Source organism: Achromobacter sp. CSND-B12, assembly GCF_052906545.1.
Map to the genome: position 1 here is coordinate 5,557,000 of NZ_JBREGJ010000001.1, position 14,835 is coordinate 5,571,834.

A 14,835-nucleotide genomic window follows, 5' to 3' on the forward strand; every position below is an offset into this window, starting at 1 on the left:
GCCTCAGCCTTCGGCGGCCAGCGGCTGGATCTTGCCGCTGGGCTGCCAGTAGACGGCGCCGTCGCGTTCCTCGACCGCCAGCACGGTGAGACGGCCGTTCTTACAGGGACCGCCCACGCACAGGCCGGTGTCGGGCTGGTAGGTGGCGCCGTGGCGGGCGCACATGATCAGGTCGCCGGCGCGGGTGAAGAAGCTGCCTTCCCAGTCGAGTTCGACGCCGACGTGGGCGCAGCGGTTCAGGTAGCCGTGCACCCGGTCCTGGTAGCGCACGAAGAAGGCGGTGGTGCGGCCCGCGCTGTCGGTGACCGGCAGTTTGACGCCCAGCCCGCCGTTGACCAGGTCGGTGGCGGCGCAGACGCGGACTTCGGGGGCGATGCGGGAATCCTGCATGGATGGCCTTGGAAGCAAAGGGTGCGATCTTCGGATAGGGGGGCGGGGCTTGTCAATCCGCTGGCGCGGCGGTGTTTTCCTGCTGCCGCGTCCACATGGCGGCATACAGGCCGCCCGCGGCCAGCAGCTGCGCGTGGCGCCCGCGTTCGGCCACGCGGCCGTCCTCGAGCACGAGGATCTCGTCGGTATCGGCCACGGTGGACAGGCGGTGGGCGATGATGAGCGTGCTGCGGCCGCGGCTGACTTCGCGCAGGTTGGCCTGGATCTCCCGTTCGGTGCGGGTGTCGAGCGCGCTGGTGGCTTCGTCGAACAGGAAGATGGCCGGGTCCTTGAGCAGGGTGCGGGCGATGGCCACGCGCTGCTTTTCGCCGCCGGACAGCTTGAGTCCGCGCTCGCCCACCATGGTCTGGTAGCCGTCGGGCATGGCCATGATCAGGTCGTGGATGTGCGCCAGCCGGGCCGCGTGCTCGATCTCGGCATCCGAGGCGCCGGGACGGCCGTAGCCGATGTTGTAGCGGATGGTGTCGTTGAACAGCACGGTGTCCTGCGGCACCACGCCGATGGCGGCGCGCAGGCTGGCCTGGGTGACGTCGCGGATGTCCTGGCCGTCGACCAGGATGGCGCCGGCGTCGGCATCGTAGAAGCGGAACAGCAGCCGCGCGATGGTGGACTTGCCCGCGCCCGAGGTGCCCACCACGGCCAGGGTCTTGCCGGCCGGCAGGGTGAAGTTCACGCCCTTGAGGATGGGCCGGCGTTCGTCATAGCCGAAGCGCACGTCGCGGAACTCGACCGCGCCGCCGGCCACGCGCAGCGGCTGCGCCTCGGGGCGGTCGGCCACTTCGCGGTCCTGGCCGAGCAGTTCGAACATGCGTTCCATGTCGATCATGGCCTGCTTGATCTCGCGGTAGATGAAACCGAAGAAGCTGAGCGGCGAGTACAGCTGCAGCAGGTAGGTGTTGACCAGCACGAAGTCGCCCAGGGTGTAGCGGCCCGCGGCGATGCCGCGGGCGGCCATCCACATCACCAGCGTCAGGCCCGCGGAGATGATGACGGCCTGGCCGATGTTGAGGATCGACAGGCTGACCTGGCTGCGCACCGCCGCGCGTTCGTAGCGGGTGAGCGAGGCGTCGTAGCGGCGCGCTTCGTGTTCTTCGTTGCCGAAGTACTTGACCGTCTCGTAGTTCAGCAGGCTCTCGATGGCCTTGGTGTTGGCCTCGGAATCGGTTTCGTTCATGAGCCGGCGGAACTTGGCGCGCCATTCGGTGACGGCCAGCGTGTAGGCCATGTACAGAATCACCGTGGCGCCGGTGGCCAGCGCCAGCCAGGCGTCGAACATGCGCCACAGCACGATGCAGACCAGGCCGATCTCGAAGAAGGTCGGCAGGATGTTGAACAGCAGGAACGATAGCAGCGTCTGGATGCCCTTGGTGCCGCGCTCGATGGCGCGGGTCAGGCCGCCGGTCTGGCGCGTCAGGTGGAAACGCAGGGCCAGGCCGTGCAGGTGGCGGAAGATCCGCAGGCCGACCGAGCGGATGGCGTGCTGGCCGACGCGGGCGAAGAGGGCGTCGCGCAGTTCCGAGAACAGCAGCGACAGCACGCGCGCGCCGCCGTAGGCCAGGATCAGGCCCAGCGGCACGGTCACGGCGCCCGGCGCGCCTTCGCCCAGGGCGTCGATGGCGTGCTTGTACAGCACCGGCACGTAGACGGTGGCCGCCTTGGCGGCGAACAGGCACAGCAGGGCGGCCACCACCCGGGCCTTCAACCCCGCCTGGCCGGGCGGCCAGAGGTAGGGAAAGAGGGTGCGCAGGGTGGCGAAACCACCGCGTCCGGCGGGGCGGGATTCTGGTGCGGTCATGGGGACGGAAGTTGTTCAGGCGGGGGGCGGCCCAGGGTTCCACGGGGGTGAAAGGCCCCGAAAAGGCCCATTATCCGGCACCAGCGCTATGATCTAGTTGAAAACCCCTGGGATGAAAGCACCACTCCCGGGGGTTTTCCATCCGGTTTTCGCATTGTTTTTTTCCATACGGGCGCAGCGGGGCGGGCCCGTCATCAACGGTAGGCCAGGGGGTACCGCCCGGCAACATCCCTGGCTGCGCGACCTGGCGCGATTTCGCCATGCGAGCGTCGCGTCGCAAGCTTGGGAGGGTGTTATGGCGAAGGTACCCACAGTGAAACTGAACGACGGCGGCAAGATTCCGCAATTGGGCCTGGGCGTGTGGCAGGTGCCGGACGAGCAGGCCGCGGCCAGCGTCAAGGAAGCGCTGGCGGCCGGCTACCGTTCGGTGGACACCGCCGCGATCTACGGCAATGAATCCGGCGTGGGCGCCGGGCTGCGCGCGGCAGGGGTGGCGCGCAAGGATCTGTTCATCACCACCAAGCTGTGGAATGACAGGCACGGTTTCGACCAGGCCCACCAGGCGATGGACGAAAGCCTGGAAAAGCTCGGCCTGGCCTACGTGGACCTGTACCTGATCCATTGGCCGGTAGCGGGCAGCGACAAGTTCGTGGACGCCTGGCGCGCCATGATCGAGATGAAGGAAGACGGCCGTGCCCGCTCGATCGGTGTGTCCAATTTCACCCAGGCCAACCTGGAGCGCCTGATCGACGCCACCGGCGTCACGCCGGCGGTCAACCAGATCGAGCTGCATCCGGGCTTCGCGCAGCGCGAACTGCGCGCTTTTCACGATAAGCACGGCATCGCCACCGAGTCGTGGAGTCCGCTGGCGCAGGGCAAGATCACCCAGGACAAGACCATCCTGGAACTGGCGCGCAAGCACGGCAAGTCGCCGGCCCAGGTGACGCTGCGCTGGCACTTGCAGCATGGCCTGATCGTGATCCCGAAGTCGGTGACGCCGGCGCGCATCCGCGAGAACATCGACGTGTTCGATTTCGAGCTGTCGGGCGCGGAGATGGCGGCGATCGACGCCATCGAGGAAGGGCCCCGCCTGGGACCCGATCCGGAAAAGTTCGGCAAGTAGGGCGCCGGCGAGCGGCGGGCGCCGCCGGCGTGCCCGGGGCCTGCGCGAGGTTGCTTCCAGTGCCAGCCGGGCTCTAGGCTTCGGGTTGCCTGGGCGGGAAGAACCAGTAGCGCGCGATGACCACCAGCAGGATGGTCAGCGCCGTCCATGAGGCCCAGTGCCAGGCGCCGGTGCCCAGCAGCGCCGCCAGCAGGCCGAAGATGCTGAGCACGCCCAGCAGGGTCGGCACGCCCCAGACGAACAGGAAGCCGCGCGAGGATTTCTGCTTGCTCATGCGGGACTCCGTTGCGGGGTGGCGGCGGCCTGGTGCTTGCGCACCAGTTCGGCGATGCGGGCTTCGGTGGCGCGGCGCCGCGCCAGCCACAGGTAGAGGCCGCTGACCAGCACCACGATGGTGATCAGGTCGAGCACGGCCCAGATGATCTTCAGGGGCAGGCCGGCGTAGTCGCCGAAGTGCAGCGGACGCGACAGTTCCAGCGCGGTCAGGTACCACGGCATTTTCGCGATCGTGGTCAGTTCGCCGCTGCGGCCGTCGATCAGGACGGGCGTGTTCATCTTGGAGGTCAACGGCGTGGCGCCGCGCATCCAGGTGATGTAGTGGTGGGGGCTGCCGAAGGCGTTGCCGGGGAAGGCGATGAACGACACTTCGTTGCCCGGCAGGGCCTTGCGCGCGGTGTCGGCGGCGGACTGGGCCGAAGACAGTTCGGCGGGCACGCCCTGGCCCTTGTAGGGTTCGAGGATGCGCACCAGCTCGGTCGATTGCCACAGGCGGAACAGCGGCGTGGACAGCTCGTTGATGACGCCGGTCACGCCCACCACGAAGGCCCACACCAGCGTCACGATGCCGAGCAGGTTGTGCAGGTCCAACCACTTGAGGCGGGTGGAGCGGCCGGCGCGCACGGTGCCAAATTCCAGCTTCTTCATGAAGGGCCCGTACAGCACCACCCCGGAGACGATGGCGACGCAGAACAGCAGGCCCATGAAGCCCAGGAACAGCTCGCCCGGCAGGCCGGCGAACAGGTCCACGTGCAGGGCCAGCATGATGCCCATGAAAGAGAACTTGTCTTCGGTGTAGAGCGGGCCGTCGAGCAGCACGTCGCCGGTGCGGCCGTCCATGCGCACCGCGTGGCCGGACACCATGCCGTCGCCGGGCTTCTTGGCCATGCCGACGTAGACCTGGGGCTCGTCGGGGTCGAAGAACAGGTAGTCGACCACTTCGCCGGGGTACATGGACTTGGCGCTTTCGACCAGCTTGTCGAGGTTGGCCGGCGGGGTCGAGGCGGGCACGTCGGACAGGGGCTTGGCGTCGTCCAGCCAGTGCTCGATCTCGTGGTGGAACACCAGCGGCAGGCCGGTCAGGCAGATGATGAGCAGGAAGATCGTACAGACCAGGCTGGTCCACTTGTGGACCAGGTACCAGGTTTTGATGGTGGAGGCGGCGGTCATGGCGACGGCGGGGCGGCTCGCGCGGCCCCCTTCAATGGAGATTCGGGAAAGGACGGAACATTATCACGAATAATAGCTATTCTCGTCACGCAATTTGTGTTGCGTCTTGCAAGCGAGGTGTAATTGGGGGCAGATGAAAGCGGGTTAAAAGGAAGCCTGGGCCCGATTGGGCGGGCTGGATCATCATGCAGCAACGTTTTCTGAAAGTGCCGCGCAACGAGCTGGGCCGCGATTTCGCGGTGGGCGACGTGCATGGCTGTTTTACGCGCCTGCGCGACAGCCTGGCGCGGATGGGCTTCGACGCCAGCCGCGACCGGCTGTTTTCCGTTGGCGACCTGGTCGACCGCGGGCCGGAGAGCGAGGCCGCGCTGGAGTGGCTGGCGCAGCCCTGGTTCTACGCGGTGCAGGGCAACCACGAGGACTATGCCGTGCGCCATGTCCGCACCGGCCAGGTGGACGTGGTGAACTGGCGCGGCTACGGCGGCGGCTGGTTCCTGGATCTGCCGGCCGAGCGTCAGCAGGTCTACGCCGAGGCCTTCGGGCAATTGCCTATCGCGATCGAGGTCGAGACCTCGTCGGGCGCGGTGGGATTGCTGCATGCCGATTGCCCGGTGTTGTTCTGGCCGCGCCTGGAATCGGCGTTGCAGGACCGCTACAAGCGCACCAGCGCCGCCTGCCAGTGGTCGCGCGAGCGGCTGCGGCAACTGGACCGCACCGGCGTGCGCGGGGTGCGCGCGGTGGTGGCGGGCCACACCCCGGTAGCCGAGCCGCTGGCGCTGGGCAACGTCTATCACATCGATACCGAGGGCTGGAAGGATGGCTACTTCACCTTTCTCGACCTGGAAACGCTGCAGGCCTGGCCGCGCGCGGTGGTGACCGAGCCGCCGGTGGTCGAGCCGGGTTAGCCGGGACCGGAGCGGGAAAATGAAACGGGGCGCCCATGGGCGCCCCGTCTGCATTGCGGCGCAAGGCCGCTAGTGCCGTTCCGTGGATTTCGCGCGGCTGTATCCGCCGGACAGCACGCTAGAGCGGCCGCGCCGCCAGCGGCCCGTCGCCGCCGCTGACGACGCTGGCGCGGGGGCCGGCCACCGGGTCGGCCTCGACGCGTGGCACCGGAATCGGCGGGATCGGGGTGTCATTGCCGGCGCCGCCGCCCAGCGTGCCTCCCAGCGCGCCGCCGCCGGCGGCCGGCACGGGAATCGGCTGCGCCACCGGCGCCTGCTGGGCCGGCACCTGTTGCGTCGGCACCTGCCGGGCCGGTTGCGGCGCGCCCGCCTGCGGTGGGGTGGCCGGCGGCTGCGCCGCGCCGGGCGCGGGCAGGGGCCGCACCGAGTTGTCGACGCCGTCGGTGGAGCGGTTGTTGTTGAGGAAGTCGGTCAGCGGGTCGCCGCTGGACAGGTCGAGCGAGGCCACCGCCTGGCCCGGCGGGAATTCGTTGAAATAGTATTCGCCGTTGTCCACCAGCAGGCCGTCGGGACGCGGCGCCGGCTTGGCCTCGGGCACGCCCTTGAGCGCCGGCTGCATGTAGTCGAGCCAGGTGGTCAGGGCCAGGCCGCTGCCGAATTCGTTCGTGCCCAGCGACTTGGGCTGGTCAAAGCCCATCCAGACCGTGGTGGCCAGGCTGGGGGTGAAGCCGGAGAACCAGACGTCGACCGCCTCGTTGGTGGTGCCGGTCTTGCCGCCGATGTCGTTGCGCTTGAGCACCTGGTGCGCGCGCGCCGCGGTGCCGCTGGTGGTGACGCCGCGCAGGATGTCATCCATGACCCAGGCGGTGCGCGGGTCGATGGCGCGCGCGGCGGCGTCGCCCGCCACCACCGGCTGCGCCTGCATCAGCACGTTGCCCGAGCGGTCGGTGACCTTGTCGATCAGGTAGGGCGTGACGCGGTAGCCGCCGTTGGCGAACACGCTGTAGCCGTTGACCACCTGCAGCGGCGTGGCGCCGCCGGCGCCCAGGCCCAGCGGCAGCACCGCCGGCCAACGCGCCTTGTCGAAGCCGAAGCGGGTCAGGTAGTCCTGCGCGTACTGCGGGCCGATGGCCTGCAGGATGCGGATGGTGACCATGTTCTTGGACTTGTACAGGCCCTGCCGCAGGGTCAGCATGGGCTCGTAGCGGTTGCCGTCGTTCTTGGGCTGCCAGTCCTTCGAGCCGGTCTGCGCGGCGGTCAGCATGAAGGGCTGGTCGGACACCTGGGTGGCCGGCGTCAGGCCGCGTTCGAGGGCCGCGGCGTACACGAACGGCTTGATGTTCGAGCCCGGCTGGCGCCAGGCCTGCGTGACGCGGTTGAAGGTGCCGCGGTTGTAGTCGAAGCCGCCGATCATGGCGCGGATGGCGCCGTCCTGCGGCACCATCGACACCAGCGCCGCCTGCAGCGCCGGCATGTTGATGATTTCCCAGCCGTCGCCGTTCTTGTGGATGTAGACCACCGAGCCGCGCTGGATGCGCTGGCTGTCGCTGGCCTTGGGGTTGAGGGCGCGCGCCACCACCGCCAGCGCCTTCTTGTCGGAGATGGTGATGATCTCGCGCGCGCTGCGCGCCACGGTCACTTCCTGCGGGCTGGCGGCCAGCACCACGGCGGTCAGCAGGTCTTCGCTGTCGGGCGTCTTTTCCTGCACGCCGTCGAGGATGTCGTCGAACGCCGCGGCGTCCTTTTCGACGCCGTCGGGCAGGTCGATCTGGTCTTCCGGGCCGGGGTAGGGCGCGCGCCGGGTGTAGTCCAGCACGCCGTCGCGCACGGCGCGGTAGGCCGCTTCCTGGTCCTTGGAGTCGATCGTGGTGTAGACGTCGATGCCCTTGGAGTAGGTCTGCTCCTGGAACACGCCGTACATCAGCTGGCGCGCCAGTTCGGCCGGGTATTCGCCGTGGATGGCGAAGCCGCGCAGGCTGGCGCCGTCGGCGCCGCGGATCACTACGTGCTGCTTGAGGGCTTCTTCGGTCTGTTCCGGCGTCAGGTAGCCCAGCGTCTTCATGCGGCCCAGCACGTAGTGCTGGCGGATCTCGGCGCGCGGGAAATTGGTGATGGGGTTGAAGCGCGAAGGCGCCTTGGGAATGCCGGCCAGCATCGCGGCCTCGGCCGGCGTGACTTCGGACAGCGGCTTGCCCAGGTAGGTGCGCGAGGCGGCGGCGAAGCCATAGGCGCGGTGGCCCAGGTAGATCTGGTTCATGTAGAGCTCGAGGATCTGGTCCTTGGTGAGCTCGGATTCAATCTTGTAGGTCAGCAGCAGTTCGTAGAACTTGCGCGAATAGGTCTTTTCGGACGACAGGTAGAAGTTGCGCGCCACCTGCATGGTGATCGTGCTGCCGCCCTGGGTCTTGGATTGCTTGACGAGGTTCACGAGCACGGCGCGCACCATGCCCATCCAGTCGACGCCGCCATGCTGGTAGAAGCGGTCGTCCTCGGCCGCCAGCACCGCCTGGCGCATCACCGCCGGGATCTCGTCGAAGCGCAGCACGTTGCGGTGTTCTTCGCCGTATTCGCCGATGAGGACCTTGTCGGCGGTATAGATGCGCAGCGGCACCCGCGGCCGGTAGTCGGTCATGGCGTGCAGGTCGGGCAGGCTGGGCCAGGCGATCGCCAGCGCCAGGCCGACCAACAGCGCCCCGCAGACACCGAGGCCGGCGACGGCGACGCCGGCCTTGATCAGGAGTCGTTTCCAGGGAAAGCCCGATTTGCCGCCCGGGGTGGCGGAGGATTGCTGGGGGGTGCTCATTGCTGGCGATTCTAGGGCAGAACGCTATAGACCGGCCACCGCGCCGGAAGGTTTCAGTAACCAAACTTGCCCGCAGGGACGGTTCGGATCGGCGGCAGGGGATTTAGGGACGGGGTTGAGGATACGCGCCACGCGGGTTTCGCGCAGCGCCGCGTGGCAAGCGCGCGCTGAAATGTATTGCGCGCCGTGACAAACGGCAAGGCCGGTTGCAGGTGTCATGCGGCCTGTCCGTGCAAATACCGTTGCGGCGGCGCGCCCAGGGCACGGTGAAACATGGCGCTGAAGGCGCTGGGGCTGCGGTAGCCGAGGTCGGCGGCGATGCGCGCCACCGGCACGCCCAGCGACAGGCGGCAGACGGCGTCGGCCAGGCGCACCTGTTGCACCCACTGCCGGTAATTCAGTCCCAATTCAGCCTGGAACAGACGGATGAGCGTGCGCGCGCTGGCGCCGACCTCGCTGCCCCAGTCCTCGATGCCGCGCTGCAGCCCGGGCCGGTCGAGAATCGCCTCGCAGATGATCTGCAGGCGGCGGTCGCGCGGCCATGGGATCTGGATGGGCACGACCCGCGCGGCGGCCAGTTCGGACAGGATCAGCGCGGCCACCTGTTCGGCGCGGCCGCCCAACGGATAGTCGATGGGCTCGGCGGTCAGGGCCAGGATCAGCTCGCGCAACAGGCCGCTGACCTCGATCACCTGGCATTGCGGCCAGTACGCTTGCGCGGCGTCGGCCTGGATGTAGAGCGAGCGCATCGAGACCGCGCCGACCATGTCGACGCCATGCGACACGCCCGCCGGGACCCATAGCGCGCGCAGCGGCGGCAGCGCCCAGAAGCCGCTGGGCGTGGTGACGCGCATCACGCCTTCGATGGCATAGATGAGCTGGGCGCGCGGATGCGAGTGGGCGCCGGTGCGCGCGCCGGCGGGAAATTCCTTGGCCATCGCGGTCACGCCGCGGGGACGGTGTTGATAGTCCTGGGCGTCGATGCTGCGGGCCGGGTCGAGGCGCGTGGGCCGGGTGGGCATGTTGTCACTTCCGACAAATGGGGGAGGCCGAATTCATGGGGAAATGGCCCCATTTTGTCACTTTCCCGACGAAAATTGTCAGTCGGAGGGCGGGCATGCTTCCTACACTGGCAAGGTCCGGCGCTGCGCCGGGCTTTTCTTTGTTTCCCCCGTCCCGTCCAAGCCATGAACCCATCCCAGACCCCCGCTGCCGCGCTGCCCGATGACGCCGCGCCGGTCGCCGCGCCGCAGCCCGCCGTTGCCGACCCTTCGACCGCGTTCGCGGTATTGGGCGCCATCAGCGTGGCGCACCTGATGAACGACATGATCCAGTCGATCCTGTTGGCCATCTATCCCATGCTGAAGGATTCGTTCAGCCTGTCGTTCGCGCAGATCGGCCTGATCACGCTGGTGTATCAGCTGGCGGCCTCGCTGCTGCAACCGTTCATCGGTTTCTACACCGACCGCAACCCCAAGCCGTATTCGCTGCCGGTGGGCATGGGCTTCACGCTGGCCGGCCTCCTGCTGCTGTCGGTGGCGCCGTCGTTCGGCTGGCTGCTGGTGGCGGCGGTGCTGGTGGGCACGGGATCGTCGGTGTTCCACCCCGAGTCGTCGCGGGTGGCGCGCATGGCCTCGGGCGGGCGCCATGGGCTGGCGCAGTCGCTGTTCCAGGTGGGCGGCAACGTGGGCTCGGCGCTGGGGCCGCTGCTGGCGGCGCTGTTCATCATTCCGCACGGCCAGCGCAGCGTGGCGTGGTTTTCGCTGGCGGCGCTGTTCGGCATGGTGGTGCTGACCGGCATCGGCCGCTGGTACGCCGCCAACCGCGCCCGCCTCAAGCCCCGCGCGAGGCGCGAAGGCGCCGGCAACGGGCTGACGCGCAACCAGGTGCTGGGCGCGTTGGGCGTGCTGGGGCTGCTGGTGTTTTCCAAGTACTTCTACCTGGCCAGCCTGAACAGCTATTTCACCTTCTACCTGATCGACAAGTTCGCGCTGTCGGTGCGCGAGGCGCAGTTGTACCTGTTCCTGTTCCTGGCCGCGGTGGCGGTGGGCACGGTGGTGGGCGGCCCGGTGGGCGACCGCATCGGCCGCAAGATCGTGATCTGGGTGTCGATCCTGGGCGTGGCGCCGTTCACGCTGCTGTTGCCGTACGCCAACCTGTTCTGGACCGGCGTGCTGGTGGTGGTCATCGGTGTGGTGCTGGCGTCCGCGTTTTCGGCCATCGTGGTGTATGCGCAGGAACTGGTGCCGGGCAAGGTCGGCATGATCGCCGGCCTGTTCTTCGGTTTCGCCTTCGGCATGGGCGGGCTGGGCGCGGCCGCGCTTGGCAAGCTGGCCGATGCCACCAGCATCGGCTACGTGTACCAGGTCTGCGCCTATCTGCCGTTGTTGGGCATCGTCGCGGTGCTGCTGCCGGACGTGGAGCGCAAGCGCGCCTGAGGCGAGCCGCGGCGGGCGCTCCGGCAGGCGCCCGCCCCGCGCGCGGGCCTCAGGCCGCGGCGCCGGCCGCAGCCGGCACGGCGGCCAGTTGCGGGCGCGCCGTTTCGATGCCCTGGATGTCGCCGTCGCCGCCGTGATGGATGACGGCGATGCGAGCGGCGCGCAGCTGGGCGAGTTGCCGCGGCGTGACCGCGAAGCTCGCGGCCAGCCGCTGGTCGTCCAGCGGCTTGATGGCCTGGCGGCGATCCTTGCCGGCAAAGCGCAGGTGGTTGTAGACCGCCCAGGCCACCAGCACGGTGGCGTTGATCAGGGCCAGCAGGGCATAGCCCAGCAGGGTGTGCAGCGTGGGCAGGAAGGTCGGCCACAGCGACGCCTGGGGACCGCCGGCGGCGCCGCGCAGGATGGCGACGATGCCGGCGCCGAACAGGTAGACGAAGGCGAGCCAGCCGACCGCGGTCAGCAGCAGGTCGAACAGATAGCCCGCGCGCGAGCGTTTGGTCGTGATGATCATGATGCGTCCGGTGATTTGATGCCGCGGTCGGGGCTGGTCCAGCGCGCGCGCTCGGCCTGCTTGCGCAGCATGACTTTGGGGAAACTGACCAGGGTGGTGAACAGGCTCACCATCCAGTAGGCCAGGGGATACCAGATGACCCAGTAGAGCGCGCGCCACAGGCCCGGCTCGTAGCGGCGGTCGATCAGGATACTGATGGCGAACTGCAGCAGGCACACCATCGCCAGCATCATGCCGGTGAAGGCGGGCGGCATCAGGCTGGCGATGTGCATGTTGTTGGGCAGCGTGACGAACTGGCTGATCACCCACAACAGCACCGACACGCCGAAGGCGAAGGCCCAGGCGGTGGACAGGCAGAACTCCAGCATCAGCGGCCACAGGCGGCGATGGCGCCAGCTCCAGATCGAGCGCAGGTTCTTCAGGAACACCTCGGCGCTGCCCTGCGCCCAGCGCAGGCGCTGCTTCCAGATGCCGCGCAGCGTCTCGGGCATCAGGATCCAGCACAGGCCGCGCGGCTCGTAGAAGATCGACCAGTGGTCACGCTGCAGCTTCCAGCTGATGTCGATGTCTTCCGTGATCATGTCCAGGCTCCAGTAACCGACCCGGTCCAGCGCGGCGCGGCGGAAGGCGGCGACCACGCCCGACACGGTGAAGACCTGGCCGTAGACGCGCTGGGTGCGCTTGATCAGGCCGATGATGGACGAGAACTCGCCCACCTGGACGCGGCCGATCAGGGTCGAACGGGTGCGGATGCGCGGGTTGCCCGTGACGGCGCCCACGCGCGGGTTGTCGATCAGCGGCGCCACCAGGTAGGCGGCGGCGTCCGGGTCGAGCACCGCGTCGCCGTCGATGCAGACCAGGTATTCGCTGCGCGCGGCCAGCGCGCCCATGCGCAGCGCCATCGCCTTGCCCTGGTTCTGCGCCAGGTGCACCACGCGCAGGCGCGGGTGCTGTTCGGCCAGGCGGTCCAGCATCGGGCCGGTGCCGTCGCTGGAGCCGTCGTTGATGGCGATGACCTCGATGTTCGGATAGCGCTGGTTGAGCGCCGCCAGCAGGGTCTCTTCGCCGTTGTCGGCCTCGTTGTAGCAGGGCACCAGGATCGACACCAGCGGATCGCCGGCCAGCGCGGGCGGCGCCGATCCGGGGCCCCACTGCCAGCGCCGTTCCCAATGCCACCAGAAGTACAGGCCGCCGGCCATCCACATGCCGGACATGAAAAGCGGGTAGAAGAAGACGAAGCCCAGCAGCGCCTGGCCGGTCAGCATCATGGTGAAGCCGAACGGCGCGCCCAGCACCGCCAGCAGGATAATCAGGGCAATCAGACGGTCGATCATCGGAGGGGATACCAGGCTTCGGAGATGGCGGGCCGGATGCCTTGCAACCGGGGCTGGTCTTGCGAGAAGTCGTCGGGGTAGTAGCCGAAGCTGCGGGCGCCGCGCAGTTGCAGGCGTTGCATCCAGCCTGCCAGCACCGCGGTGTCGACGGGCGTGGCCTCGGGGCGGCCGGGGCCGGTGCGCCAGTCGCGCGCCTGCAGTTCGAATACGGTCCGGTCGAGCGCGCCGGGGCGCCGCGCCACGGCGTCGACCAACCGGTCGAGCCAGGCGTTTTCCTGGCCCTTGGGCACGTTCTCCATCAGCGGCATGGCCATGGGGGCGGTCCAGTCGTAGGCGGCCAGGAAGTCGTCCAGGTTCTGCGCGAACCAGGTCTCAGACTGCGGCTCCAGGATCGGCATGGCGAAGATGTTGCGGGCGGTCTTGATCTGGGGCCCGCGCACGGCGCGCACGCGCTCGGTCAGTTCGGCCGTGAAATCGACCAGGGCGCGGCTCTTGACGCGCGTCCAGCGCTGCAGCGTGTCCGGGTCGGCGCGCAACTGGCCGATGTCGCCGGGCAGGCCGGCGGCGCGGTAGGCGGCCAGCGCGCCGGGGCTGGCGTCCTCGAAGTCGGACAGCACGGCGTCATCGTGGAACAGGATGCCATCGAAGATGGCATGGCGCGCCAGGTCCTCGTACAGGTCGCCGATGCGGGCGCGCGCGGTGGCGTCGAACGGCGACAGGCGGCGGTACTGGTCTGGATCGGGCCGCGCCTGGGCCTGGCCTGGCTGCCAGCGCGTGACGCGCGGGATCGAGGCGTCCAGGTCATAGGCCAGCACCGGCATCCAGGCATACACCATGACGTTGGCGCGGTTGTGCAACTGCCAGGCGGCGCGGTTGAACAGGTCGGCGCGCACCGGCAGCCAGCGGTTGGGGAAGTACACCGAACGCACCAGCCCGTCGCCGGTGGGATCCGAATACGCCTGCAGGAACACGGTGTTGATCTGCATGTCGAGGATGCGCTGCACCAGCTCGCCCAGGTTGCGGTCGGTCTGCGCCGGATCGGGGTCGTAGACGTAGTCCAGGTCGATGTGGGCGATCCGCATGAAGGGCGTGGCCTCCATGCCGACGACGCTGTTGGCGAACGGCTTGAGCGGCGGATCGCTGGCCAGCAGCATGCGCGGCGTGGACATCAGGCGCGCCAGCCGGCCGGGGCCGTCCTCCAGCGTGAGCGCCAGCTGGTAGCCGTTGTCGGCGGCGATGCGCAAGGTGCTGCCGCCCTCGGCGCCATAGGGCCAGACCCAGACGCGCGGCTTTTTACCGGTGACCTGTTCGATCTTGCGGCTGATGGCGCGCACGTCGCTGCCCATGCGGGCTTCGAACTGCGCTTCGCTTTCGTAGCCGCCGGTCTTGGCGTCGTAGGCGCGGATCGCCGCGGCCGGTTCGGTATTGCCTTGCGGGTTGGCCAGCGCGCCGTAGTGCGAGGCGTCGGTGTGCGCGGCGATCTCGACCAGGCCGGACTGCGAAATCGCGCGTACTTCAGCCCAGTTCAGGAAGCGTTGGCGCGGCTGCGGGCTGCCGCCGAAATCCACCTGCTTGTCGGCGGGGGTGTCCATCCAGGTGCCCACCGGCGCCAGCAGCGCCGGCCAGCGGTAGGCCTTCAGGATCGGCAGGACGCGGGTGTAGAAGCTGCGGTAGCCGTCGTCGAAGGACAGCAGCACGGCGCGCTCGGGCAGCGGCTTGCCGCCCTGGCGCGCGGCCAGGATCTGGTCGACCGAGACGGCCTGGTAGCCGTTTTCGCGCAGCCAGGCCAGTTGGTCGACCAGGCGGTCGGTGCGCACGCTCAGAAAGGCCTGGTCGGGGTCTTCGTCTTCGACGTCGTGGTAGGCCAGGGCCAGGAAATTTCCCTGTGCCCAGGGTTGTTCGGCGGGCGCCACGGGCCTTTCGGACGGCGGCGTGTAGACCGGGATGTCCTTGGCGCAGGCGGTCAGCGCCAGGATGGCCAGCAGCAGCAGGGCGGCCAGCAGGAGTCGGATGGGTAGCTTGAGCAACAT

12 protein-coding genes are annotated in these 14,835 nt (G+C 68.6%); 3 read left to right on the top strand and 9 right to left on the bottom strand.

The genetic code is table 11. The features are described from left to right. Positions 1–3: 3 nt before the first annotated feature. Entirely contained in the window at positions 4–390 is a 387-nt protein-coding gene (locus ACUTAG_RS26175) for a Rieske (2Fe-2S) protein (protein ID WP_006386601.1), read from the bottom strand. 52 nt (positions 391–442) lie between these two features. After that, the gene (locus tag ACUTAG_RS26180; protein WP_187378257.1) at positions 443–2,245 is read right to left on the bottom strand and encodes an ABCB family ABC transporter ATP-binding protein/permease; all 1,803 of its coding nucleotides are present in this window, start codon (positions 2,243–2,245) and stop codon (positions 443–445) included. Between the two features lie 295 nt (positions 2,246–2,540). Here ACUTAG_RS26180 and ACUTAG_RS26185 point away from each other — a divergent pair, with 295 nt between their 5' ends. Beyond that, the gene (locus ACUTAG_RS26185; protein ID WP_006386603.1) at positions 2,541–3,368 is read left to right on the top strand and encodes an aldo/keto reductase; all 828 of its coding nucleotides are present in this window, start codon (positions 2,541–2,543) and stop codon (positions 3,366–3,368) included. A 73-nt stretch (positions 3,369–3,441) separates the two neighbouring features. Here ACUTAG_RS26185 and ACUTAG_RS26190 read toward each other — a convergent pair whose 3' ends face one another. Both ACUTAG_RS26190 and ACUTAG_RS26195 read right to left on the bottom strand, forming a co-directional pair. After that, on the bottom strand, positions 3,442–3,642 hold the full coding sequence (locus ACUTAG_RS26190) for a hypothetical protein (protein WP_006386604.1): 201 nt from the start codon (positions 3,640–3,642) through the stop codon (positions 3,442–3,444). After that, the gene (locus ACUTAG_RS26195) at positions 3,639–4,814 is read right to left on the bottom strand and encodes a PepSY-associated TM helix domain-containing protein (protein WP_020927075.1); all 1,176 of its coding nucleotides are present in this window, start codon (positions 4,812–4,814) and stop codon (positions 3,639–3,641) included. The genes ACUTAG_RS26190 and ACUTAG_RS26195 overlap by 4 nt, the downstream gene beginning before the upstream one ends. Positions 4,815–4,999: 185 nt before the next feature. On the opposite strand from ACUTAG_RS26195, the gene ACUTAG_RS26200 reads away from it, so the two are divergent. Continuing rightward, positions 5,000–5,719, top strand: a complete 720-nt coding sequence (locus ACUTAG_RS26200) for a metallophosphoesterase (protein WP_006386606.1) — start codon at positions 5,000–5,002, stop codon at positions 5,717–5,719. 118 nt (positions 5,720–5,837) lie between these two features. Here the strand turns inward: ACUTAG_RS26200 and ACUTAG_RS26205 are convergent, their stop codons facing one another. Together ACUTAG_RS26205 and ACUTAG_RS26210 are read right to left on the bottom strand one after the other, a co-directional pair. Continuing rightward, a complete protein-coding gene (locus tag ACUTAG_RS26205; RefSeq protein ID WP_054515863.1) occupies positions 5,838–8,522 on the bottom strand; it encodes a penicillin-binding protein 1A in 2,685 nt (894 codons plus the stop codon). 215 nt (positions 8,523–8,737) lie between these two features. Next, positions 8,738–9,544 (bottom strand): AraC family transcriptional regulator, encoded by an 807-nt coding sequence (locus ACUTAG_RS26210; protein WP_054508210.1) that lies wholly within the window; start codon positions 9,542–9,544, stop codon positions 8,738–8,740. A 165-nt stretch (positions 9,545–9,709) separates the two neighbouring features. On the opposite strand from ACUTAG_RS26210, the gene ACUTAG_RS26215 reads away from it, so the two are divergent. Beyond that, positions 9,710–10,960 (top strand): MFS transporter, encoded by a 1,251-nt coding sequence (locus ACUTAG_RS26215; protein WP_054444167.1) that lies wholly within the window; start codon positions 9,710–9,712, stop codon positions 10,958–10,960. 49 nt (positions 10,961–11,009) lie between these two features. On the opposite strand, the gene pgaD is transcribed toward ACUTAG_RS26215, so the two are convergent. From pgaD to pgaB, 3 genes are read right to left on the bottom strand one after another with little or no spacing between them, the layout of a single operon-like run. Continuing rightward, complete coding sequence (pgaD, locus tag ACUTAG_RS26220; protein WP_148316630.1) at positions 11,010–11,471, bottom strand: poly-beta-1,6-N-acetyl-D-glucosamine biosynthesis protein PgaD; 462 nt, start codon at positions 11,469–11,471, stop codon at positions 11,010–11,012. Next, the gene (pgaC, locus tag ACUTAG_RS26225; RefSeq protein WP_446650380.1) at positions 11,468–12,805 is read right to left on the bottom strand and encodes a poly-beta-1,6-N-acetyl-D-glucosamine synthase; all 1,338 of its coding nucleotides are present in this window, start codon (positions 12,803–12,805) and stop codon (positions 11,468–11,470) included. Before pgaC ends, pgaD begins: the two co-directional genes overlap by 4 nt. Then, the gene (gene pgaB / locus ACUTAG_RS26230; protein WP_148316631.1) at positions 12,802–14,835 is read right to left on the bottom strand and encodes a poly-beta-1,6-N-acetyl-D-glucosamine N-deacetylase PgaB; all 2,034 of its coding nucleotides are present in this window, start codon (positions 14,833–14,835) and stop codon (positions 12,802–12,804) included. Before pgaB ends, pgaC begins: the two co-directional genes overlap by 4 nt.